The sequence below is a fragment of the Bacillus sp. EKM202B genome, assembly GCF_011066025.1.
Lineage (GTDB): Bacteria > Bacillota > Bacilli > Bacillales > Bacillaceae_G > Bacillus_A > Bacillus_A toyonensis.
Genome location: NZ_JAAMNK010000001.1, coordinates 304993 through 328665, shown reverse-complemented (window position 1 = coordinate 328665; position 23673 = coordinate 304993). Strand labels below are relative to the sequence as shown.

The 23673-nt window shown below is 35.7% G+C and carries 26 protein-coding genes and 2 pseudogenes; 17 read left to right on the top strand and 11 right to left on the bottom strand.

Annotation, left to right across the window (positions count from 1 at the left end; translation table 11 throughout):
* The first annotated feature begins 23 nt into the window (after nucleotides 1-23).
* Nucleotides 24-890, top strand: coding sequence for a hypothetical protein (locus tag G9F74_RS01660; RefSeq protein WP_001167326.1), 867 nt, complete (start codon nucleotides 24-26; stop codon nucleotides 888-890).
* 83 nt (nucleotides 891-973) lie between these two features.
* Complete coding sequence (locus G9F74_RS01655; protein ID WP_001290442.1) at nucleotides 974-1639, top strand: potassium channel family protein; 666 nt, start codon at nucleotides 974-976, stop codon at nucleotides 1637-1639.
* Nucleotides 1640-1677: 38 nt separating this feature from the next.
* Here the strand turns inward: G9F74_RS01655 and rnjA are convergent, their stop codons facing one another.
* Nucleotides 1678-3345: a ribonuclease J1 gene (gene rnjA / locus G9F74_RS01650; RefSeq protein WP_000670378.1), complete on the bottom strand. Its 1668-nt coding sequence runs from the start codon at nucleotides 3343-3345 to the stop codon at nucleotides 1678-1680.
* A gap of 4 nt (nucleotides 3346-3349) precedes the next feature.
* Entirely contained in the window at nucleotides 3350-3562 is a 213-nt protein-coding gene (locus tag G9F74_RS01645; RefSeq protein WP_000576438.1) for a DNA-dependent RNA polymerase subunit epsilon, read from the bottom strand.
* A gap of 546 nt (nucleotides 3563-4108) precedes the next feature.
* On the opposite strand from G9F74_RS01645, the gene G9F74_RS01640 reads away from it, so the two are divergent.
* A complete protein-coding gene (locus tag G9F74_RS01640) occupies nucleotides 4109-4882 on the top strand; it encodes a Cof-type HAD-IIB family hydrolase (protein WP_016109041.1) in 774 nt (257 codons plus the stop codon).
* A 62-nt stretch (nucleotides 4883-4944) separates the two neighbouring features.
* Here the strand turns inward: G9F74_RS01640 and def are convergent, their stop codons facing one another.
* Both def and G9F74_RS01630 read right to left on the bottom strand, forming a co-directional pair.
* Nucleotides 4945-5499, bottom strand: coding sequence for a peptide deformylase (gene def / locus G9F74_RS01635; RefSeq protein WP_000957068.1), 555 nt, complete (start codon nucleotides 5497-5499; stop codon nucleotides 4945-4947).
* A 166-nt stretch (nucleotides 5500-5665) separates the two neighbouring features.
* Entirely contained in the window at nucleotides 5666-5812 is a 147-nt protein-coding gene (locus G9F74_RS01630; RefSeq protein ID WP_000274562.1) for a YjcZ family sporulation protein, read from the bottom strand.
* Between the two features lie 514 nt (nucleotides 5813-6326).
* Between G9F74_RS01630 and pdhA the strand changes: the two genes are divergently transcribed.
* From pdhA to lpdA, 4 genes are all read left to right on the top strand, one after another.
* Complete coding sequence (pdhA, locus tag G9F74_RS01625) at nucleotides 6327-7442, top strand: pyruvate dehydrogenase E1 component subunit alpha (protein ID WP_016109040.1); 1116 nt, start codon at nucleotides 6327-6329, stop codon at nucleotides 7440-7442.
* Nucleotides 7443-7445: 3 nt separating this feature from the next.
* Complete coding sequence (gene pdhB / locus G9F74_RS01620; protein ID WP_000068166.1) at nucleotides 7446-8423, top strand: pyruvate dehydrogenase complex E1 component subunit beta; 978 nt, start codon at nucleotides 7446-7448, stop codon at nucleotides 8421-8423.
* Nucleotides 8424-8516: 93 nt separating this feature from the next.
* Nucleotides 8517-9806, top strand: coding sequence for a pyruvate dehydrogenase complex dihydrolipoyllysine-residue acetyltransferase (gene pdhC, locus G9F74_RS01615; RefSeq protein ID WP_000863414.1), 1290 nt, complete (start codon nucleotides 8517-8519; stop codon nucleotides 9804-9806).
* Between the two features lie 5 nt (nucleotides 9807-9811).
* On the top strand, nucleotides 9812-11224 hold the full coding sequence (gene lpdA, locus G9F74_RS01610; protein ID WP_000260104.1) for a dihydrolipoyl dehydrogenase: 1413 nt from the start codon (nucleotides 9812-9814) through the stop codon (nucleotides 11222-11224).
* A gap of 98 nt (nucleotides 11225-11322) precedes the next feature.
* Here the strand turns inward: lpdA and G9F74_RS01605 are convergent.
* Nucleotides 11323-12539 (bottom strand): annotated as a pseudogene (locus G9F74_RS01605) (DHHW family protein).
* A gap of 13 nt (nucleotides 12540-12552) precedes the next feature.
* Nucleotides 12553-13946, bottom strand: a pseudogene (locus G9F74_RS01600) (MBOAT family O-acyltransferase).
* A 268-nt stretch (nucleotides 13947-14214) separates the two neighbouring features.
* Here G9F74_RS01600 and G9F74_RS01595 point away from each other — a divergent pair.
* On the top strand, nucleotides 14215-14442 hold the full coding sequence (locus tag G9F74_RS01595) for a hypothetical protein (RefSeq protein ID WP_000705227.1): 228 nt from the start codon (nucleotides 14215-14217) through the stop codon (nucleotides 14440-14442).
* Between the two features lies 1 nt (nucleotide 14443).
* Here G9F74_RS01595 and G9F74_RS01590 read toward each other — a convergent pair whose 3' ends face one another.
* Nucleotides 14444-14836: a DUF1885 family protein gene (locus tag G9F74_RS01590; protein ID WP_001163290.1), complete on the bottom strand. Its 393-nt coding sequence runs from the start codon at nucleotides 14834-14836 to the stop codon at nucleotides 14444-14446.
* A 126-nt stretch (nucleotides 14837-14962) separates the two neighbouring features.
* Between G9F74_RS01590 and G9F74_RS01585 the strand changes: the two genes are divergently transcribed.
* The 4 genes from G9F74_RS01585 (at nucleotide 14963) to G9F74_RS01570 (ending at nucleotide 15944) form a co-directional block, all read left to right on the top strand.
* A complete protein-coding gene (locus tag G9F74_RS01585) occupies nucleotides 14963-15259 on the top strand; it encodes a DUF3055 domain-containing protein (protein ID WP_000462039.1) in 297 nt (98 codons plus the stop codon).
* 194 nt (nucleotides 15260-15453) lie between these two features.
* Nucleotides 15454-15582, top strand: coding sequence for a GapA-binding peptide SR1P (locus G9F74_RS01580; protein ID WP_000536778.1), 129 nt, complete (start codon nucleotides 15454-15456; stop codon nucleotides 15580-15582).
* 59 nt (nucleotides 15583-15641) lie between these two features.
* The gene (locus G9F74_RS01575) at nucleotides 15642-15770 is read left to right on the top strand and encodes a GapA-binding peptide SR1P (RefSeq protein ID WP_000536788.1); all 129 of its coding nucleotides are present in this window, start codon (nucleotides 15642-15644) and stop codon (nucleotides 15768-15770) included.
* A gap of 45 nt (nucleotides 15771-15815) precedes the next feature.
* On the top strand, nucleotides 15816-15944 hold the full coding sequence (locus tag G9F74_RS01570; RefSeq protein ID WP_000536785.1) for a GapA-binding peptide SR1P: 129 nt from the start codon (nucleotides 15816-15818) through the stop codon (nucleotides 15942-15944).
* A 37-nt stretch (nucleotides 15945-15981) separates the two neighbouring features.
* On the opposite strand, the gene G9F74_RS01565 is transcribed toward G9F74_RS01570, so the two are convergent.
* Nucleotides 15982-16812 (bottom strand): protein-glutamine gamma-glutamyltransferase, encoded by an 831-nt coding sequence (locus tag G9F74_RS01565; protein WP_000635336.1) that lies wholly within the window; start codon nucleotides 16810-16812, stop codon nucleotides 15982-15984.
* Between the two features lie 75 nt (nucleotides 16813-16887).
* A complete protein-coding gene (speA, locus tag G9F74_RS01560) occupies nucleotides 16888-18360 on the bottom strand; it encodes an arginine decarboxylase (RefSeq protein ID WP_000084886.1) in 1473 nt (490 codons plus the stop codon).
* Between the two features lie 378 nt (nucleotides 18361-18738).
* On the opposite strand from speA, the gene G9F74_RS01555 reads away from it, so the two are divergent.
* The gene (locus tag G9F74_RS01555; RefSeq protein ID WP_000456544.1) at nucleotides 18739-19008 is read left to right on the top strand and encodes a UPF0223 family protein; all 270 of its coding nucleotides are present in this window, start codon (nucleotides 18739-18741) and stop codon (nucleotides 19006-19008) included.
* Nucleotides 19009-19089: 81 nt separating this feature from the next.
* Here the strand turns inward: G9F74_RS01555 and G9F74_RS01550 are convergent, their stop codons facing one another.
* Nucleotides 19090-19716 (bottom strand): YktB family protein, encoded by a 627-nt coding sequence (locus G9F74_RS01550; RefSeq protein WP_000175079.1) that lies wholly within the window; start codon nucleotides 19714-19716, stop codon nucleotides 19090-19092.
* Nucleotides 19717-19922: 206 nt separating this feature from the next.
* On the opposite strand from G9F74_RS01550, the gene G9F74_RS01545 reads away from it, so the two are divergent.
* Both G9F74_RS01545 and G9F74_RS01540 read left to right on the top strand, forming a co-directional pair.
* A complete protein-coding gene (locus tag G9F74_RS01545; RefSeq protein WP_001250164.1) occupies nucleotides 19923-20111 on the top strand; it encodes a hypothetical protein in 189 nt (62 codons plus the stop codon).
* 88 nt (nucleotides 20112-20199) lie between these two features.
* Entirely contained in the window at nucleotides 20200-20991 is a 792-nt protein-coding gene (locus G9F74_RS01540; protein ID WP_001158712.1) for an inositol monophosphatase family protein, read from the top strand.
* Nucleotides 20992-21035: 44 nt separating this feature from the next.
* On the opposite strand, the gene G9F74_RS01535 is transcribed toward G9F74_RS01540, so the two are convergent.
* Entirely contained in the window at nucleotides 21036-21215 is a 180-nt protein-coding gene (locus G9F74_RS01535; protein WP_000400129.1) for a DUF5325 family protein, read from the bottom strand.
* A 140-nt stretch (nucleotides 21216-21355) separates the two neighbouring features.
* Between G9F74_RS01535 and typA the strand changes: the two genes are divergently transcribed.
* Together typA and G9F74_RS01525 are read left to right on the top strand one after the other, a co-directional pair.
* On the top strand, nucleotides 21356-23200 hold the full coding sequence (typA, locus tag G9F74_RS01530) for a translational GTPase TypA (RefSeq protein ID WP_000914753.1): 1845 nt from the start codon (nucleotides 21356-21358) through the stop codon (nucleotides 23198-23200).
* Between the two features lie 158 nt (nucleotides 23201-23358).
* A complete protein-coding gene (locus G9F74_RS01525; protein WP_000893661.1) occupies nucleotides 23359-23661 on the top strand; it encodes a YlaH-like family protein in 303 nt (100 codons plus the stop codon).
* Nucleotides 23662-23673: the final 12 nt, after the last annotated feature.

The window sequence follows — 23673 nt, the reverse complement described above, 5'->3', positions numbered from 1 at the left end:
TAGAAAAAAGGGTGGGGAATTACGTGCAAATTAGCAGTGCGATTTTATGTTTTGTCTTATATGCGTATGTTATTATTGCGGCGGTTTATTTTGGAATAAGTTTTTATGCCTATCGTCTAGTAGATAATAATGAATATGACGAAACATACAAATGGGTGAAGAGGTATTTATCACCTGTACTAGAAATTATGAATGGGTTTGTGCTCTTTTTATTTATTGGATTAATTGCTTTCTCAACGAGTTTAGTAGGGAATAAAACTACATTATTTGTACTAGGTATCATTATTTTTATGCTGCTAGGTATACGAATTGGTAATACGGTCTTTTGGAATGAAAGAAAAGTAGATGGTTGGACGGGAATGTTAATCCCGTGTATGCTAGCTGCAATCGTGACAAATATAGAGCATGAATATTATCAATTACACTTTTGGCTTATTATCGTTTTAACGATTCTTTCTGTTTTGTATATAAGTACAGTAGTACTAACATACATTGCATATGAAAAAGGAGATGTTCAAGGTACCCGCTTCTTTAGAGGGCGAGCACTATTCTGGAGTGTGCCAACAATGGCGGTTATCGGGATTATTGCGATATTAGTGAATGGATACCAATTTTCTAATTGGCAACTGTTGTTAGAAAATTGGTGGATTTTCATCGTTTCATTTATTGCTTTTTTAGGCGCAACGCATTATTTATTCCATCAACATCATTACATATGGGCGCTTGTATTTGCTTTTACGCAGCTTCTATTTGCTTTTTTCGGCCAAGAAACGTTATTGTTCGTTTTTGAAACATTTAGTTCGTTTGGAAATATATTTGTATTTGGTATGTTACTTGTTGGTATCGCCTTTTATTTACAACAATATTTTTATATACAGAAACAAAAATAAGTATGATTTACACGTTTTTGTGACGTATATAAAGTATGTTACAATGAAAATACATAGTACTTGAAGTTATTGGAGGAATTCCTGTGAGTGAGAAAGAAAAAGAATTTGCTGTCATCGGGCTTGGGCGTTTCGGTGGAAGTATTTGCCGAGAACTAGCTCAATTAGGTATGGAAGTAATGGCAATTGATTCAGATGAGGATAAAATTAATGAGTTTGCAAATATAGCTTCACATGCTGTAATTGCAGATTCAACAGATGAGATGGTATTGAAAAGTCTCGGCATTCGTAATTTTGATCATGTAGTCGTTGCTATTGGAGATAATTTAAATTCAAGTATTTTAACAACGTTAATTTTGAAAGAGTTAGGTGTAAAAAATATTACTGTAAAAGCTCAAAATGACTATCATGAAAAAGTATTAAGTAAGATAGGTGCAGATCACATTGTACATCCAGAGCGTGATATGGGAAAACGGATTGCTAATAATATTGCATCAAGTAATGTATTAGACTATCTTGAGCTTTCAGATGAGCATAGTATTGTAGAGATTATTGCAAATAAAAAAATTGATGGGCACTCTTTAATTGAATTAGATATTCGTGCGAAGTTTGGATTGAATATTGTAGCAATTAAACGTGGTAAAGAAGTTATCGTCTCTCCTCGAGCTACGGAAAATATTCAAGCGGGGGATATATTAATTGTAATTGGTCATGATGACGAAGTAGATCGTTTTAAACACTTTTTAAGATAAGAGAAAAGGACAATGCCATGAAGGCATTGTCCTTTTTCTTATATTTCCATAATGATTGGTAAAATCATTGGGCGACGTTTCGTTTTTTCGTATAGGAATGGTGCTAATGTGTCTGTAATCTCATTTTTAATTTCAGACCATTGTGTTGTTTTACGTTCCATTACTTTTTCTAAATGTGTTGTAATCAATGTTTGAGCATCGTTAATTAAATCGCTGCTTTCACGCATATAAACGAAACCACGCGAGATGATATCAGGTCCTGCTGCAACTTTAAATTCTTTCATATCAATGCTTACAACTACAATTACAAGCCCTTCTTCAGAAAGGATGCGACGATCGCGTAATACGATATTACCGATATCTCCAATACCATTTCCATCAATATAGACAGAACCAGATGGAATTTTTCCAGCTACACTTGCTTCATCTGAACGCAAGGCAAGAACATCTCCGTTATCCATGATGAAACAGTTCTCTTCTGGAATACCGCAATCATTCGCTAATTTCATATGCATACGTTGCATACGATATTCACCATGAATTGGCATGAAATACTTTGGTTTAATTAGACGTAGCATTAGTTTTTGCTCTTCTTGTCCGCCATGTCCACTCGTATGAATGTTTGACAGCTTGCCATGGACTACATTAGCACCAGCACGATACAACATATTAATTGTACGGCTTACACTAATTGTGTTACCAGGGATTGGTGAAGACGAGAAAACAACTGTGTCGCCAGGAATAATTTGAATTTGACGATGAGTACCATTCGCAATACGGGAAAGTGCTGCCATTGGTTCACCTTGACTACCAGTACATAAAATAACCACTTTATTAGCTGGTAGGCGGTTTAGTTGAGATGTGTCTATGAATGTATCTTTTGGACATCGGATATACCCAAGGTTTTGTCCAATCTCGATAGCTGCTTCCATACTTCGACCAAATACAGCTACTTTACGATTATTTTCAACAGCAGCCTCAACAACTTGTTGTAAGCGATGGATATTCGATGCAAAGGTTGCGAAGATAATACGACCTTCTACTTTGCGGAATATATCTTGAATACTATCGCCAACACGGCGCTCAGACATCGTAAAGTTTGGAACTTCACTGTTTGTACTGTCAGATAAGAGACAAAGTACACCGTCTTTTCCGATTTCAGCCATTTTTGTTAAATCTGCTGGCTCACCGACTGGTGTGAAATCGAATTTGAAATCACCTGTATGAACGACTTGTCCTTGAGGTGTTTTCACAACAACTCCGTATGAATCCGGAATACTGTGAGTTGTACGGAAGAAGGAAACAGATGTCTTTTTAAATTTAATAACATCATCTTCTTGAATTTCATAAAGCTTCGCTTTACGAAGTAATCCGTGCTCTTCTAATTTGTTTTTTATTAGTGCAATTGCTAATTTTCCACCGTAAATTGGAATGTTTACTTGACGTAATAGATAAGGGATTCCACCGATATGATCTTCGTGACCATGTGTAATGAATAAGCCTTTAATTTTATCTTCGTTTCGCACAAAATAAGTGTAATCAGGTATTACATAATCGATCCCGAGGAGTTCGTCTTCTGGAAATTTAATTCCAGCGTCAATTATAATAATTTCATCTTGAAATTGAACAGCATATGTATTTTTACCGATTTCACCAAGACCACCGAGAGCAAAAACGGCAACTTGATCATTTTTTAGAAATTTCATATGGCTATACAATCTCCGCTAATACTAAATCAGCGTTTTGTTTTTCATATTCAAGATGAGCGCCAGTAACAGACTGAACAAACTCGATATTATATGCGAACTTATTTAATTTTTTACGAACATCCTTTTCAGACGTAGCCTCTAAATATACAACTTTTGTATTTTCACGTACTGGGACCTCAGTTAATTTTTCTTGATAAAATACTTTAAAAATCATTTGGAAAACCTCTCCTTGTCTATGTTTTGCATTATCTGTTACTTATTATAAAGCAAACAGTCACGATTTTCATGTTTTTTCGAATGAGAATGAAGAAAAAGCCCGAAATGGGCATAATTTAAGCGATTGTCTTCTTCCGGACTAAATCGTTTAAATAACGCTTAAGCTTTTTCTTCAGCTTCTTCAGCATGATTACTCCTTCCTTTCCTTATTCTAAACATGCATATTACTAGTGAAAACTCTATCTCTGACATAAGAAAGAGGGGAAAGTGAATGGAAAACCTTGTCCTTTCTCATACAGTGAAAGTTATTCTATAGTAACGATTAGTAGCCGTTAGTTATAGATATAGTATGAGGAAGAATGGACAAGAAAATTCATTAGAACAAGTATTCACCCTTTTTACTAATATATATATGCATGTTTCATAAATAAGGTCAGAAAGTGAACGCTTTCTTCACAGATGTTTAATATGTTATACTTTTTTTTAGAATTTGAAAAGCGATTATCAAAATAGGAGTAAAGAGTGCCAGAAAGGGTTTTGACAAATGAATGATAAAATTGTCTTTTTTGATATTGATGGAACATTATTAGATCACGATAAAAAAATTCCGCAATCTACACGAGATGCAGTAAGACATTTGCAGGAAAAAGGGGTGCATGTAGCAATTGCGACAGGACGCGCACCGTTTATGTTTGAAGATATTCGTAAGGAACTCAATATACATAATTATGTTAGTTTTAATGGACAGTATGTTGTCTTTGAAGATGAAGTAGTATTTAATAATCCGTTACACCCAGCTGCCTTGCATAAGTTTACTCAGTTTGCAAAACAAGAAGGATATCCACTTGTATATCTTGACCATCAAGAAATGAGAGCGACAGTGGAATATCATGATTATGTGAAAGAAGGTTTTGGAAGCTTGCAGTTCGAGCATCCGGCATATGAACCTGATTTTTACGAAAAACGCGATATTTATCAAACGCTTCTTTTTTGTGAAGTAAATGAAGAGGAAAAGTTTATTAATCAATATCCAGATTTTCATTTTATTCGTTGGCATGCGTATTCAATGGATATCATTCCTAATGGTGGTTCTAAGGCAAAAGGGATTGAGAAGTTCATTGGAAAATTAGGATTTAGCCGTGAACAAGTGTATGCATTTGGGGATGGTTTAAACGATTTAGAAATGATTGAAGCAGTTGGGACGGGCATTGTGATGGGGAATGGTCATGAAGATTTGAAAAAACTTGCAAATCATGTGACAAAGGATGTAAGTGAAGACGGTATATATCATGGATTAAAATGGGCTGGCCTGTTATAAGTAAATATGGAACCCATTTCATAAAATAAAAAGGCGGGAGATTAATTCCCGCCTTTTTATTATTAGCGCTCTAAAGGTTTTGAATCATCAGGAGCGGTAAATGGATTTTCTTTATTAATATGGTCATAGAACATAACACCATTTAAATGATCAATCTCATGTTGGAATACAATTGCCGGTAAGCCTTTTAAGCGTAATTTTACTTCTTCTCCATTAATAGATGTTGCTTTCACTGTAATTCTTGTGTAACGAGGGACATAGCCAGGTACTTCGCGGTCTACAGATAGACACCCTTCACCGCTTTGTAAATATGTACGTTCAACAGAATGACTAATGATTTTTGGATTGAATAATGCATGGCTATATAACGTACCGTTCGTATCAGTTACATGAACCGCAATCATTTTCTTTGAAATACCGATTTGTGGAGCTGCTAATCCGATTCCAGGGCGTAAACTGTATTTTTCAGCCAGTTCAGGATCCTGGCTATTTATTACAAAATCAATCATTTCTTTAAGGGTATTTGTATCTTCTTCACTCGCTGGTAACGACACCTCTTCTGCAACATCTCGCAAAATAGGATCTCCTTCGCGAATTACATCGTTCATTGTAAGCATATGTAATCTCTCCTTTCCTCTTTAGTCTACCAAAGGAGATGAGAAAAGTCATCGGCAAGTAAGGGTAACTATTTGCAAATCGTTCTTCTATAGAGGAGTTATGTATGAGATAAAAAGAAAAGACGGCAAAGCCGTCTGTTTCTTTCCATAGTTGTTTCATTTTACATTAGCGAATGCAAGCAGCACCAACGATAATTAAAAGGATAAACAACACAACGATTAAGGCAAAGCCGCGTCCAGATCCGCCACAAGAACCGCCATAACCGTAGGAAGGATATGAACAAGTTGGATAGCAATATGAGTATCCGTACATGAGATGACCTCCTTTTTCATTTCCCGCTAATACTGCGGTTACTATAATGTATGGAAGAGAGTGTGGTGATGTATAGGTATTTACCTAAAAAAGGAAGAAGAGTTTGTATATTTTTGTTACGAAGAGAGAAAAACTAAAGAGAATTAAATCGTTTACATATTATTCTAAGAGAAAAAATAAGTGAAAAAGGGAATAATATAACAGTGGGTCAATGCTTACTAATACAGATGTGAAAAATAAAAACACGTTTGTGTAATAGAAACCTGCATATTATTTATAAAAAAACGTATTCAAAGTAATTGACATCGTAATTAGAATAGTTGTAAACTAAAAAACGTGATCAAGATTGTATTAATATGTTTCTGAAAAAACATTAGTACAGATTGTTAGGTACACAAAATTATTCTCAACCGACAGACAAACATGTTGGTTTACATCGTTGCGCTTTTTAAACTGGAAAATAGCCAGTGAAAGCGTTTCAGAATATGGTTCAAGAGAGGAAGAGGTGAACGGAATGGGTACTAAAACAAAAAAGACCCTATTTAATGTTGATGAGCAAATGAAAGCTATCGCAGCTCAATTTGAAACATTACAAATTTTAAATGAAAATGGCGAAGTTGTGAATGAAGCAGCTATGCCTGAATTATCTGATGATCAATTAAAAGAATTAATGCGTCGTATGGTGTATACTCGCGTACTAGATCAACGTTCTATTTCTTTAAACCGTCAAGGACGTTTAGGTTTCTACGCACCTACAGCTGGACAAGAAGCTTCTCAATTAGCAAGTCATTTCGCACTTGAAGCAGAAGACTTTATCTTACCAGGATACCGTGATGTACCACAATTAGTATGGCACGGATTACCATTATATCAAGCATTCTTATTCTCTCGTGGACACTTCATGGGTAACCAAATGCCTGAGAATGTAAATGCACTAGCTCCACAAATCATTATCGGTGCGCAAATCATCCAAACTGCTGGTGTTGCGTTAGGTATGAAACTACGTGGTAAAAAATCTGTTGCAATTACTTACACTGGTGACGGTGGTGCTTCACAAGGTGACTTCTACGAAGGTATGAACTTTGCAGGTGCATTCAAAGCTCCAGCAATCTTCGTTGTTCAAAACAACCGTTATGCAATCTCTACTCCAGTAGAAAAGCAATCTGCAGCTAAAACTGTAGCACAAAAAGCAGTAGCAGCAGGTATTTACGGAATTCAAGTAGACGGTATGGATCCATTAGCTGTATACGCAGCAACTGCTTTCGCTCGTGAGCGCGCAGTAAATGGTGAAGGCCCTACTTTAATCGAGACTTTAACATTCCGTTATGGTCCACATACAATGGCTGGTGATGATCCAACTCGTTACCGTACAAAAGATATCGAAAACGAATGGGAACAAAAAGATCCAATCGTACGCTTCCGTAAGTTCTTAGAAGCTAAAGGCCTATGGTCTCAAGAAGTTGAAGAGAAAGTAATTGAAGAAGCAAAAGAAGATATCAAACAAGCAATTGCTAAGGCTGACCAAGCTCCAAAACAAAAAGTTACTGATTTAATGGAAATCATGTACGAAAAAATGCCTTACAACTTAGCTGAACAATATGAAATTTACAAAGAAAAGGAGTCGAAGTAAGCCATGGCTCAAATGACAATGATTCAAGCAATCACTGATGCTTTACGCGTTGAAATGAAAAATGACCCTAACGTACTTGTGTTTGGTGAAGACGTTGGTGTAAACGGCGGTGTATTCCGTGCTACTGAAGGTTTACAAGCTGAATTCGGTGAAGATCGTGTAATGGATACTCCACTTGCAGAGTCTGGTATTGGTGGACTTGCAGTTGGACTTGCACTTGAAGGATTCCGTCCAGTTCCAGAAATCCAATTCTTCGGTTTCGTTTATGAAGTAATGGATTCAATTTCTGGTCAATTAGCTCGTATGCGTTACCGTTCTGGCGGACGTTGGACTGCTCCAGTAACAGTTCGTTCTCCATTCGGTGGCGGTGTTCATACTCCTGAACTACATGCTGATAGCTTAGAAGGATTAGTGGCTCAACAACCTGGTCTAAAAGTTGTTATTCCATCTACTCCATACGATGCAAAAGGTCTTTTAATCTCTGCGATTCGTGACAACGATCCAGTTATCTACTTAGAGCATATGAAATTGTACCGTTCATTCCGTCAAGATGTACCAGAAGGTGAATACACAATTGATTTAGGTAAAGCTGATATCAAACGTGAAGGTACAGATGTATCTGTTATCGCTTATGGTGCTATGGTTCATGCTGCATTAAAAGCTGCTGAAGAACTTGAAAAAGAAGGTATCTCTTTAGAGGTTGTTGACTTACGTACAGTTCAACCATTAGATATCGAAACAATCATCGCTTCTGTTGAAAAAACAGGCCGCGTAGTTGTAGTTCAAGAAGCTCAAAAACAAGCTGGTATTGCAGCTAACGTTGTAGCGGAAATTAACGACCGTGCAATCTTAAACTTAGAAGCTCCAGTTGTACGTGTTGCAGCTGCTGATACAGTATTCCCATTCTCTCAAGCTGAGAGCGTATGGTTACCAAACCATAAAGATATTGTTGAAGCTGTTAACAAAGTAATGAACTTCTAATTTTTAGTTTTTCATGTGCAAAAGAAATCAGCACATGCTGGTTTCTTTTGTACATATTCCATAATAATGAAATGAATCAGGGGGCTGAATTCCGTGGCATTTGAATTTAAACTACCAGATATCGGTGAAGGTATCCACGAAGGTGAAATCGTAAAATGGTTTATTAAACCAGGCGATGAAGTAAATGAAGACGATGTACTTCTTGAAGTACAAAATGATAAAGCAGTAGTAGAAATCCCTTCTCCTGTTAAAGGTAAAGTACTTGAAGTACTTGTAGAAGAAGGAACAGTTGCAATTGTAGGAGATACATTAATTAAATTTGATGCTCCTGGATACGAAAACCTTAAATTTAAAGGTGACGATCATGATGAAGCTCCAAAAGCTGAAGAAGCAGCAGTAGAAGCTCCAGCAGCGGAAGCTACTCCAGCAGCAACTGCAGAAGTAGTAAATGAGCGCGTTATCGCTATGCCATCTGTTCGTAAATATGCTCGTGAAAAAGGTGTAGATATTCATAAAGTAGCTGGATCTGGTAAGAACGGTCGCGTTGTGAAAGCTGACATCGATGCATTTGCAAATGGTGGACAAACTGTAGCAGCAACTGAGGCTCCAGCAGCAGTAGAAGCTACTCCAGCAGCAGCGAAAGAAGAAGCACCAAAAGCACAACCAATCCCAGCTGGTGAATATCCAGAAACTCGTGAGAAAATGAGTGGTATCCGTAAAGCGATTGCGAAAGCAATGGTTAACTCTAAGCATACAGCTCCTCACGTAACATTAATGGATGAAGTTGATGTAACTGAGCTTGTTGCTCACCGTAAGAAGTTCAAAGCTGTTGCAGCTGACAAAGGTATTAAATTAACTTACCTTCCGTACGTTGTTAAAGCTTTAACATCTGCATTACGTGAATACCCAATGTTAAACACTTCTTTAGACGATGCATCTCAAGAAGTAGTTCACAAACATTACTTCAACATCGGTATCGCAGCTGATACAGACAAAGGTCTATTAGTACCAGTTGTTAAAGATACAGATCGCAAGTCTATCTTCACTATTTCTAACGAGATCAATGATCTTGCTGGTAAAGCACGTGAAGGTCGTTTAGCTCCAACTGAAATGAAAGGTGCTTCTTGCACAATTACAAACATTGGTTCTGCAGGTGGACAATGGTTCACTCCAGTTATCAATCACCCAGAAGTAGCAATCCTTGGTATCGGCCGTATCGCTGAGAAGCCAGTTGTGAAAAATGGTGAGATCGTTGCAGCTCCAGTATTAGCATTATCTCTAAGCTTTGACCATCGTTTAATTGACGGCGCAACTGCTCAAAAAGCATTAAACCAAATTAAACGTCTATTGAATGACCCACAATTATTAGTAATGGAGGCGTAATAACAATGGTAGTAGGAGATTTCCCAATTGAATTAGATACAGTCGTTGTTGGTGCAGGTCCTGGTGGATACGTTGCGGCAATTCGTGCAGCACAATTAGGTCAAAAGGTAGCAATCATTGAAAAAGCTAACCTTGGTGGCGTATGCTTAAACGTTGGATGTATTCCTTCAAAAGCGTTAATCAATGCAGGTCATCGTTATGAGAATGCAATGCATTCTGATGACATGGGTATCACTGCAGAGAACGTAAAAGTTGACTTTACAAAAGTTCAAGAATGGAAAAACGGCGTAGTTAAGAAATTAACTGGCGGTGTTGAAGGCCTTCTTAAAGGTAATAAAGTTGAAATCATTCGCGGTGAAGCTTACTTCGTAGATGCTAACACATTACGCGTAATGACTGAAGATGCAGCTCAAACGTATACGTTTAAAAATGCTGTTCTTGCAACTGGTTCTACACCAATCGAAATTCCTGGATTCAAATACTCTAAACGTGTTATCAACTCTACAGGTGCTTTAAGCTTACCTGAAATTCCTAAAAAACTTGTTGTAATCGGCGGCGGTTACATCGGTATGGAATTAGGTACTGCATATGCTAACTTCGGTACAGAAGTTACTGTAGTAGAAGCTGGCGACGAAATCTTAGCTGGTTTTGAAAAAGCAATGAGCTCTGTTGTTAAACGTGCTCTTCAAAAGAAAGGTAACGTAAATATCCATACAAAAGCTATGGCTAAAGGCGTTGAAGAAACAGAAACTGGCGTAAAAGTTAGCTTCGAAGTTAAAGGTGAAATCCAAACTGTAGAAGCAGATTACGTATTAGTAACTGTAGGTCGTCGTCCAAACACTCAAGAAATCGGTCTTGAGCAAGTTGGAGTTAAAATGACTGACCGCGGTATCATCGAAATCGATGAGCAATGCCGTACAAACGTACCAAACATCTATGCAATCGGTGATATCGTTCCTGGACCACCATTAGCTCACAAAGCTTCTTACGAAGGTAAAGTAGCTGTTGAAGCAATTAGTGGCCATGCATCAGCTATCGATTACATCGGAATTCCTGCAGTATGCTTCACTGATCCAGAATTAGCATCTGTTGGTTACACTAAGAAACAAGCTGAAGAAGCAGGAATGACTGTAACTGTATCTAAGTTCCCATTCGCTGCAAACGGTCGTGCGTTATCATTAAACAGCACTGACGGTTTCCTACAACTTGTAACACGTAAAGAAGATGGTCTTCTTGTAGGTGCTCAAGTTGCAGGCGCAGGTGCTTCTGATATTATCTCTGAGATTGGTTTAGCTATCGAAGCTGGAATGACAGCTGAAGATATCGCTCAAACAATCCACGCTCACCCAACATTAGGTGAAATCACAATGGAAGCAGCTGAAGTTGCTCTTGGAATGCCAATTCACATTGTAAAATAATAAAAAAACGTCTTCTAAATTTAGAAGACGTTTTTTTATGTATGTGTTATATGAATAGAAAAACAAGAGGTGAATCGGAATGATTCACCTCTTGTTTTTTATTCTTTATTTTCAAATTGATACATTTGTTTACTTGTACTAGTGTCATTATAAAGAAATAAGACGATATCAGCATTTAGTTTTTCAAGATCTTGTTTAATATTTTTACTTGCCCCAAATCGTGGATCAATAAAAGTTGTTTGTTCGAATTCTTGTGCGAATAAAGGATAAGTTGCATCTGCATAAGAATCTTTAATAATGACAGCATGCAATTTACTTTTTGCATTTGGATTTAAGATGTTAATCTGTGAATAGTCTGTTTGATAAACCGATGCATAGTCTGGTGAAAGCTTCTTTTTGTTCACTGCAAAGAATTCTTTCATCGGTATTTTACTTGTTTCTTCTGATTTTGGACCGAGATAGACAGTATAATTATCCCACACATTTGGGTTTTCTTTTAATTGTACATATGGAATTGTTTCAGGTGTTTTTATTAATTTGTATAATTGTCTATTCCAACTACCGATAAATTGCCCATTAGGTTCTTCTATAGTGGTTTTATAATCATCTCGATTAACAACATTTCCTGTAAATACTTTAGAGTGATTAGCAATGTAATTCATTGTTTGTTCGTATGCATAAAACGCACCTTTCATATTCCAATGGTGATCCGTTTTAAAGTATAGTTCTTCTAATTGTTCGTGAGTAAATTCTTTTTGAATAGCAGGTAGAACATCAATAAATGGAAAATTTATTGATGTAATTCTTGTACAAAATAATCACGATGTTTTTGATCATACCCACGATCTACATATGGTGGGTACTTATACGAAAATGTCGTTAGTTTACTTGGAGCTAACAGGAAATAAAATTCTGTTTTTGTAAATTGATTTCTTAAGTTGTCTAGTTCACTTACAGATTGTTTTATTTGATCACGCATATCAATATTTGTAGGTGCAGACAAAATGAAACCGTCATCTGTGACGAAATTATTATTTACAAAAGTGCGATTGAATTTTAATTGCAACTTTGTGTAAGTTTCAATAAATTTATCTCGTGCGGCAATATGATCTGTAAAGTGTAATTCAGTATCTTTGAAATATTTTCCGGATTTTATAGTATCCATAGTTAGGACTGGATCTAAAGCTAATTCTCTGTTTTCAAAATCAGAAAAACTTTTTTTATCCCAATATATTATTTTGGCTGTCCATATACACATCCCGAAAATAATAGCGAGAAATCCAGTGATTAATATACGATTAGTTAAATTTTTCATAGTTAGCCCTCCTTTAGAAGCGGAAGTAAATAAATGGATTGTAAGTTGCATTCGTTAAGTACATCATAGTAATGATTAAAACACTCAAATAGTAAAGTGGAGATAAAAGTACTATCTTTTTATTTACAAATAGAGTCTTGATCCAAGAGAAAATTGGAGCTGATGTCACTATTGCAAGTATAAAGATTCCCCAATAATTCATCACATAGAAATAACTAGTAATGTCAGTCAACGATCCATTTAATCCGAACATTGCTTGTAAAAATTTAGAACAGTAGCTAAAGTTGTCAGCTCTGAAGAAAACCCAACCGATAATCACTAAAAACAGCACGTATACATGTTGAATTGGCCACCATAATTTTTGCAAGATTTTCTCAAAACCGGATTTTTCCAAAGCAATTAAACATCCGTAATAGATACCCCAAATCATAAATGTCCAACTAGCCCCATGCCAAAAACCTGTTAGCGCCCATACTATAAAGAGATTACGATAGATTTTCCAGCTAGATACTCGATTGCCACCTAGTGGGATATAGACATAATCACGGAACCATGAACCAAGGGAAATATGCCAGCGACGCCAAAATTCAGAAATCGATTTTGATATATACGGATAATTGAAGTTTTCTAAGAAATCAAACCCGAACATTTTTCCTAATCCAATGGCCATATCACTGTAGCCTGAAAAATCGAAATAAATTTGTAATGTATAAGCGATCGCACCAATCCAAGCAGTAGATACGCTCATTGTTGCTGGGTCCATTGCAAATATTTCATCGGCAATAGCTCCCAATTGATTTGCAATCAAAACTTTTTTTCCTAATCCAAGGATAAAACGACGAATGCCTTCTGAAAACATATCAGCATTAACGGTTCTAACATGTAATTGATGAGCTATTGTGTTATACCGAACAATTGGTCCCGCAACTAATTGAGGGAAAATAGTAAAGTATAGCGCCAAATCAAACAGATTTCGCTGAGCCTCTACTTTTCTTTTGTAAATATCAATAATATAACTCATTGCATGGAAAGTGAAAAATGAAATCCCGATTGGTAATGGGATTTTTTCGAGTACAATGTTTGTATGAAAAATCCCGTTTATATTATCTACTAAGAAATTAGCATATTTAAAATATCCTACTATAGCAATATTGACGACGATTGCTATAGTAAGAATGAGTTTTCTATTTGTATTAGATATTTGTCCTGTATTAAGCCATAACCCGAACCAATAGTTAATGAAAATAGAAAAAAGCATAAGGAAGACATATATAGGCTCTCCCCAGGCATAAAATAATAAACTAAATAACAAAAGAACGATGTTTTGTTATTCTTTACGTACTGAATAGTACACTAGAAGAATTGCAGGTAAAAAAAGACATAAAAAAATAGGTTACTAAATACCATGTATCATTGATTCCTTTCTATAGTTAATCCAAAGGAATTATACCACGCTACTAATGGAATAATCTATATTGTAAGGAAAGAAAGAGAATGTAACGTAAAAAACGAGGAAGTTTTGGCATATAAAATAGTTAAGAGCTTACATAAATGGTAGAAGATAAATCATAGAGTAAGTAGAAGCTTCAAATATTTTATACACGTAGAAGTTTGTTTTTAAAATAAGGAGAGGGATGGGCTGCACAATATAATAGAAGAAATAGGAGGTAACGCTATGAAAATTACGCTAGTTTCATTTTTACATCTAGTTTTATGGAGTGGATTTTCAGCAGTGTTATTATTGTCAAGTCGTGATAAACTTCATTATAAAATTTTTCTTTTTCTCATATTCTTTTATTTAGCGTATGTGATAGCGTATGTCATACTAAGTGCAAGGAGAAAAGCAATGCTTCTCACTTGCACGAATAGTATGATTTTTCTAATCGTTTATTTTTGTTTTTAAACTAACGTTTATAGAAATACATTATCCTTCCATTAAATAATTGTAATTCTCCTTCTAATTTCTTCGCTAGAAAACGGCAAAATTCATTTGCTTTCCCTTTATCACCAAATGTTGCATTAGAGGGTAAAGAAATTTGAATGAAAGATTGTTCATTTTCTATTCCAACACCGACATAAATTGAGTCATATCGATCATGACTGGATTGAAGCTTTAATGTTGTTGCTGATGTATCTAAAATTTCATAAGGAAAAGCGGTATTTGTATAAGCGTAATTAATTTGAACTCCGGTTTGGGAAGTAACTGTTTTATAGTACTGAAAAAGTTGTTTTATATCATCTGTTGAAACAGAGTGTTGATTGGATTTAGGTACAAGCGTAATAAAGGCATGCTGCATATAAGTTCCCCCTAACTTAGTAGAATACTATCATATTACATCCTACTGAATTTTTTGACAATTGAAAGGAGTATTCCTTTTTTTGTTTAATATACTAATGAAAGTGATGTAGAAAGGTGGAAACCGATGTTTGAAAAATTGTATGATGAACATGAAAGTGTGAAGGTACGATTTTTGGGGTTTATGACACACGATACTCGGTATGATTTTGGTGTTATTTATACAAATATGTTTTTTGGAAAGCCACTCATTGTTTGCATGCAAACAGGGAGGTCTACTTTACTTGGACGAGATGATGTGGAGAATGTTCAATATTTGCAGGAAATTTTCAAGTTAGGATCTCAAGAGGAAGCAGCGGAGTTAGCTCAGTTTTTTAAATTTCTCGTTCCATCTACTTCATTGCATGCAGAATATGAAGAATAATTAATTTGAAACAGTCGTACGTATAAATATGGCTGTTTTTTTGTGTTAATATCGCATACTAATTTAAAATTAAAATATTTAATGTGTTATACTAAAAACCTATTGACGTAAAAAGTATAACATATTAAAATAAAGACAGAAAGTTAAGCGGTTACAAAAGTTTTTGGGATTATAAACTTAGGGGGAAATGAAAAATGGGAACAATCGTATGTCAAGATTGTGAAGGTACAATTGCACACTTCGAGGATGAGAAAGTAACGGTACTTTACGGGAAATGTGGATCTTGCGGATGTGATCACACAGAGCATACAAAAGCCCAATAATTGATAGGACATGGACAACTGAAAGTTTTTAGGACCATAAACTTAGGGGGAAATGAAAAATGGGAACAATCGTATGTCAAGTATGCGAAGGAACAATCGCACATTTTGAAGATGAGAAAACGACAGTACTTTACGGGAAATGTGGTACAAATTGTGATTGTGCTAATAGAGATAATGCGAAAGCTTAATGATAAATAAGTAGATTACTATTAAAAATCAGGGGGAAATGAAAAATGGGAACAATCGTATGCCAAGTATGTGAAGGAACAATCGCACATTTTGAAGATGAAAAATCAACAGTATTATATGGGAAATGTGGATCTCATTGCGAATGTGACCATAAAGAACATACAAAAGCTTAATTATTAAAAAAAGCGCCTACATGTGTAGGCGCTTTTTTTAATAAATTGTAGTTGTATGGCCAACTGTAGCAACGATTGCATCATCTCTAATCGGAATAAACCCTATGGCTGTTTGTGGTGTGTTTGGAGAGGCGTATTGACTCATTATACGGCTATCAATACGAGTAATAGTATCGGTCAAAAAAGCTGAAATAAAAGCGTAAGGGACGCGTCGTTCATTTAATGAGTAGATAATTTCTTCTTTTGTTTTTACACCTACGCCATGTCCGTAAAAAAAGAAATTTCCTAGATAGATTGTGTTTTCTCCTTGCCACTCAATCGTAGCTGGATTCACTTGTGGGTTTTTAAAGTAAACGAGATCGCCAGGAACAAGGTCGCCACCTGTTTTTGTTATGAGTTTTAAATCTTGATCGTAGTCCCAAGTATAAAGTAAAAGATTTGCAAAGAGGCGATTGAAGGTTTCTTCCTCATACAATGATAGTAAAGCTTTGTAAAAAATAATTATCATAGCGGTTGCGCATTCAGTCCCATATAGTTTCCCGTTTTTGAAAATATCTTGTATGGCAATAGAAGGTGGTATATTTGGAAGTAGTTGGAATCCCCCTAAAGATGTTCTTTTCCAAAACTGGGGGTTGCAAAAGGATTGTTGAAACGTACGAAACTGAAATCCACTTTGAAAAAGTTCTAATGCAGAAATAATAATATTAACTCGCAAATTTAAATCAAAGCTGAGTTCGTCAGCAGTTCGGAAGGAATAAACTTCTTGATTTCCTGCCATTATGGATAAAATTTGTTGCTTCTCAGCTGCAAATGGCTCATATTCATTTGTGATATAAGGGTGTACAATAGAACGACCTATTACAATCATAATGGTATCCCCACCTATACGTTACATTCTTTAGTAGCGTATGAAGAAAGGGAAAAAAGGTGAAAGAAAAGCCTATCAACTGATAGGCTTGTACTCTTTAATAACACGTAATGTTTGTAATGTCATATCTTCAGGACCTTGTACAGGTAAACCTGCTTCTAAATTTTTACGAATATACTCTAAGTTATCTTGTGTAATAATTTCCCCCGGAGTAAAGATTGGAATCCCTGGTGGATAAACCATAACAAAATCAGCTATAATACGACCTGCCGCATTTTCAAATGGAATGACTTCTGTTTCTGAATAAAAAGCATCTCGTGGAGAAAGTGCTAGCACCGGTATTTCTGGAATTTCTACTTGTACTTGAACACCTTTATCTGCCCTATTTCTAAATGTTTCCGCTAAATCTTGTAATGCTGCAATAAGCGTATTTGTATCGCTTTCTGTATCTCCAAAAGTGATAAGACATAGTATGTTGTATAAATCGGAGAGTTCTACTTCAATGTTATATTGCTCTCTAAGCCATACTTCAGCCTGATGGCCGGTAATACCTAAATCTTTCACAGACACAATTATCTTTGTAGGATCATAGTTAAAAGTAGCGTCTGTACCTAACATTTCTTTTCCAGGACAGTAAAGGTGCTCAATAGCATTTATAGCATCACGAACATGTTCAGCTAATTGTATTGTTTGTTCTATGAGCGCTGTTCCTTCTGTAGCAAGACGTTTTCTTGCTACATCAAGAGATGCTAATAAGATGTAAGAAGTTGATGTAGTCGTAAGCATGCTAATAATAGATTGAACATGTTTTACGTTCACAAGACCTTCTTTCACATTAAGAATAGAACTTTGAGTTAAAGAGCCTCCTAATTTGTGAACACTTGTTGCTGCCATATCTGCACCAGCTTGCATCGCTGACATCGGTAATTCATCGTGAAAATGAATATGAACACCATGAGCCTCATCGACTAGTACAGGGATATCGTACGAATGTGCTAATTGTACAATCTGTTCTAAGTCTGCAGCAAAGCCAAAGTAGGTTGGATTAATAACAAGTAAGCCTTTGGCATCTGAGTGTTCTTCAAGTGCTTTTTTGACAGATTGAATTGTAATTCCATGAGAAATACCAAGTTTTGGATCGATTTCAGGATGCATGAAAATAGGTTTTGCACCTGAGAAAATAATAGCTGACATTACTGATTTATGCACGTTTCGTGGTACTAGGATTTTGTCACCAGGACCGCAAACGCTCATCACCATTGTCATAATAGCGCCACTTGTACCTTGAATAGAAAAGAAAGTATGATCTGCACCAAATGCAGCAGCAGCTAAATCCTGTGCTTCTTTAATCATACCCTTTGGATGATGTAAATCATCGAGTGGCGCAATATTAATTAAATCAATTGCTAATGCGTTATGCCCAATAAATTCGCGAAATTCAGGATCCATGCCCTGTCCTTTTTTATGACCAGGAATATGGAATTGGATTGGATTTCGCTTACTGTGCTCAACTAAAGCGGTAAACAATGGTGTTTCGTATTGGGACAATCTATACACCCCTTCTTTTTTGTAATATTTATTAGAATTTGTTTTATATGATTTCATCTCATTCTAAAAGGAAAGTAAGGTAATTAACTTTTAAAACGAGACTTGTTTTCCTGCCATTCACAAAATCCTTTTGGATGGTAGTCACACTTTATTTTCTATAAAACAAAAGCATTATATCACCAATAATTATAGATGTATATAAAAAAATATTTTTATGGTGAGTATGTGTAATAGTTATTTCCAAGTCAACTCATAGAGGAAGACAATTCCATTAAAATGAATAAATAGTGTATAATGCAGAGTGGCTATAATGAAGAATAAAAAATTCTCTTTAAGATAGCATAATGAAACACGTAGAAATGATAAATGAGGTGCAAAATGGAATATCAATATCCGTTAGATTACGATTGGTCAAATGAAGAAATGGTTGCCATTGTGAAGTTTTATGAAGCAATTGAGAAGGCATATGAAAAAGGAATTAGAAGAGAAGAATTAATGGGATTATATCGTCGTTTTAAAGAGATTGTTCCATCAAAAGCAGAAGAAAAGAAAATTGATAAAGAGTTTCAAGAAGTAAGTGGATATTCTATATATCGTACTATTCAAAGGGCGAAAGAAGTCGAAGAACAAAAGCTTGTGAAAATGTAAAAAATATTTTGAAAAATAAAAACTGAAGTGATATAATGTGATAACAACTAAAAACGGACAATATAAATTGTCCGTTTTCTACTATCGATTACAAAGTGCATATAAAGGAAGGAGTGATTGCATCGTAGATTCAATCTTAGCAAGGAATTGTTCGTTGGTCATTGCTGAAAACTCCTCTGGTGATATATGAATACCAACTAATAGTTCTGCTTTTTTCACAGTAGCTAAACGTTCAATCATCTTTTGTAAGTCTTCTGTTTCAAGCGTTTTATGCAATTTTACACTTGGTTTAGTATGGTCAATGGACCAAACGAAGTCATTTGGAATATTTGTTTTTAAATCATTTAAATGTTCTAAGAAGGCGTGAGCCGTCTCCACTTTTTGTGGACACTCATAGATTAAACCAAAGTATATGAAGGCATGAGTACCCCATAAACCAATTTGAAAATGTGGTAGCATTTTATATCCTCGTTTATTTGTTGAAAAAGCAACCCAAGTATCGTTTGGTGGATTGACTTTGCGGCGTGCATGTTTTGCAACATGATAAAAAAAGTTCTCATCAGTTTGTTTGGATAAATACTCTGCAAACTGTTCCCCTAAAGCTTCTAGCTTAGGATGAATGTTCGTTTTAATTGCACTCATTCGTTCTTCGAGACCATCAACTGTAAAGACATCAAAATCAGTTGATTTGAATGTTTGTAGTGTCATGATTGTTCCTCCAACTCCTATTTTGTTTTTATTTTAGCATAGCTTGTACTATTCATAAAAAAAACAGCACAAAAAAATTTAAATAAAAAAATATAATTTTGTTGCATAGATGATTTATCCAACATAGTATAGTATAAAACAAAAAATCAGAAAATTGAATTAATTCTAGTCCGAGGGCAGACGAATATTGGGAGGAGGCAAATAATATGAGACAGGTGATTAATGCGTTAAAGAGAACAGATGCTGAAAAGAGAATACCGGTGCTACGTTTGGAGTTAGATTATGAATTAGCAACTTTATATGATGCAATGATGGAGGATGACAAACAGAAAAAAGAAGAGTGCGTACAAAAATTAGAAGTGTTGAGACTTGAAATGATTCGTTTAGAAGCGTAATAATAGTATATGTATAAAAAATTAGTTGGTGCGAACCTTATAAAGGGTTCGTTTTTTCTGTGAACAGTATAGATCGGAGTGTTTAAACATGCAAGAGGTATGGAAAGATATCGATGCACACGCCAAACGGTGGATTCGAGATGCAGGAGAGCGTTTAATGGCATCACTGAAACAAGCACTTATTATAGAAACGAAATCAAATGCAGCTGATTTAGTAACAAACATGGACCGGGAAATAGAACAGTATTTAATTGGGAAAATTAAAGAAACATTCCCAACCCATAATATTTTAGGAGAAGAAGGCTATGGAGATGAGATAACTTCTTCTGACGGGGTTGTTTGGTTAATTGATCCAATTGATGGTACAATGAATTTTGTACATCAAAAAAGAAATTTCGCAATTTCAATTGGAATTTATGAGAACGGTATCGGAAAAATTGGTCTTATTTATGATCCTGTTCATGATGAATTATATCATGCGGTAAAGGGAGTTGGAGCGTTTTGTAATGATACGCCAATTCCTCTATTGGAAAAAGGAACAGTAGAGAATGGTATTATAGCTTTAAATGCGATATGGCTTACCGACAATCCATTGCTTAATATGGAAAGTATGATGGCACTTGTTAAGAAAGCAAGGGGTACGAGATCATATGGCTGTGCAGCATTAGAAATGGTATACGTTGCAACGGGAAGAATAGATGCATATGTAACGCCGAGATTATCACCATGGGATTTTGGTGGGGGGCAGATCATAGTTGAGGAAGTTGGAGGAAAGGTGACAACATTCTCCGGAGCTCCGCTGTCTATTATAGAGAAAAGCAGTGTATTAGTTGCAAAACCGGGAGTATATGAGGAAGTATTATCATTTATATCGCAGTAACAAAAAAAGTAAGAGGCTATATACAAGCTTCTTACTTTTTAACATTATTGCGATTTACGCATTTTTCTTTTTGTTACAAAACCATATCCAACTGTAACAAATGTGCCGATAATGCAAATAATAATACCAATGGGACTATTTTCAGCAACCATAATGCCGATACCGATTAAGAAAATAACACCGATAATTGCAGTTAATAAAAAGCGATATTGAATGTGTTCCATTTCTTCACCCTCCAATCTCATTTTACTTTCACAAAAGTAAGAATACAACTATATTTTCATTCTTGATTTTATTTTGATTGCCATTGTATCCCCTTCGCTCTTATAATAGAGAAGGATTAAAAAGACATTAGGAGTTGGACATGTTGAAAAAACGACAAGATTTACGAAATATAGCAATTATTGCCCACGTTGACCATGGTAAAACAACACTTGTTGACCAGTTATTACGTCAAGCGGGGACGTTCCGTGCGAATGAACATATTGAAGAACGCGCAATGGACTCAAATGATCTAGAAAGAGAACGCGGTATTACAATTTTAGCGAAAAATACTGCGATTCACTATGAAGATAAAAGAATTAACATTTTAGATACACCTGGTCATGCGGACTTCGGTGGAGAAGTAGAACGTATCATGAAAATGGTTGATGGTGTTCTACTTGTTGTTGATGCATATGAAGGTTGTATGCCACAAACACGATTTGTTTTAAAGAAAGCTCTTGAGCAAAACTTAACACCAATCGTAGTTGTAAACAAAATTGACCGTGACTTTGCTCGCCCTGACGAAGTAGTTGATGAAGTTGTTGACTTATTCATCGAGCTTGGTGCAAACGAAGATCAATTAGAGTTCCCAGTTGTATTTGCATCAGCAATGAACGGAACAGCAAGCTTAGATTCAAATCCAGCAAATCAAGAAGAGAATATGAAATCATTGTTTGACACAATTATTGAACATATTCCAGCACCAGTGGATAACAGTGAAGAGCCACTTCAATTCCAAGTAGCACTTCTTGATTACAATGACTACGTTGGTCGTATCGGAGTTGGACGCGTATTCCGCGGTACTATGAAAGTAGGACAACAAGTTGCATTAATGAAGGTTGACGGAAGTGTAAAACAATTCCGTGTAACGAAATTATTTGGTTACATTGGATTAAAACGTCAAGAAATTGAAGAAGCAAAAGCTGGAGATTTAGTAGCTGTTTCAGGTATGGAAGACATTAACGTTGGTGAAACAGTATGCCCAGTTGAGCATGAAGAGGCTTTACCATTATTACGTATTGATGAGCCAACACTACAAATGACATTCCTTGTAAATAACAGCCCATTTGCAGGTCGTGAAGGTAAATACATTACATCTCGTAAAATTGAAGAGCGTCTTCGTTCACAATTAGAAACAGATGTAAGTTTACGTGTAGATAATACAGATTCTCCTGATGCGTGGATCGTATCTGGACGTGGTGAGTTACATTTATCTATCCTAATTGAAAACATGCGTCGTGAAGGTTATGAACTACAAGTATCTAAACCTGAAGTAATTATTAAAGATGTTGATGGCGTAAGATGTGAGCCTGTAGAGCGCGTACAAATCGATGTGCCTGAAGAATACACTGGTTCTATTATGGAATCAATGGGTGCACGTAAAGGTGAAATGTTAGATATGGTGAATAACGGAAACGGTCAAGTTCGCCTTACTTTCATGGTTCCAGCACGTGGTTTAATTGGTTACACAACAGAATTCTTAACATTAACTCGTGGTTACGGTATTTTAAACCATACATTCGATTGCTACCAACCAGTACACGCTGGACAAGTAGGTGGACGTCGTCAAGGTGTTCTAGTTTCACTTGAAACAGGAAAAGCATCACAATACGGTATTATGCAAGTTGAAGATCGCGGTGTAATCTTCGTTGAACCAGGTACAGAAGTATATGCTGGTATGATTGTTGGAGAACATACACGTGAAAATGATTTAACAGTTAACGTTGTAAAAATGAAACAACAAACTAACATTCGTTCTGCAACGAAAGACCAAACTTCAACAATGAAAAAACCACGCTTAATGACTTTAGAAGAGTCATTAGAGTACTTAAACGATGACGAGTTCTGTGAAGTGACTCCGGAATCAATCCGTCTACGTAAAAAGATTCTTGATAAGAGCGAGCGCGAAAGAGCTGCTAAGAAAAAGAAATCTGTAGAAGCGTAAAAACAAAAAAACAACTACCTTTCCAAAAGGTAGTTGTTTTTTTGTTTTTATTTATTTTTAGAATATTTATTCTTTTTTGTGGACAGTATTTTTTTTGCGAGTTACTCTTGTATTAAGTGTATAAAGAAAACTTGTTTTTATAGCTAGGGGGGAAGAGTGTGTTAGAAAGGATGTCTTTTTTTGCTAAATTATGTAAGGTGGATGAAAATCCAGAGTTAGGAATGTGGTTACTTTATGGAACGATTATTATATTAAGTGCTCTCGTTTATAATTTAGGATTTGCTAGAAAATTATCTGTACTAAAAAATATCGTGATATATATTTCTTTAGCAATTGGATGTACAGTGTTAACCTTTTTTGCTGTATTTTTACCTGTTGGGGAGGGGCTTGTTGTAGCAGCAATTGTACTAGGAATTTATAGATTGCGCTTACGTCAAGCAAAACAAGAAAAAGTAGGATGAGGGGGAATTAAT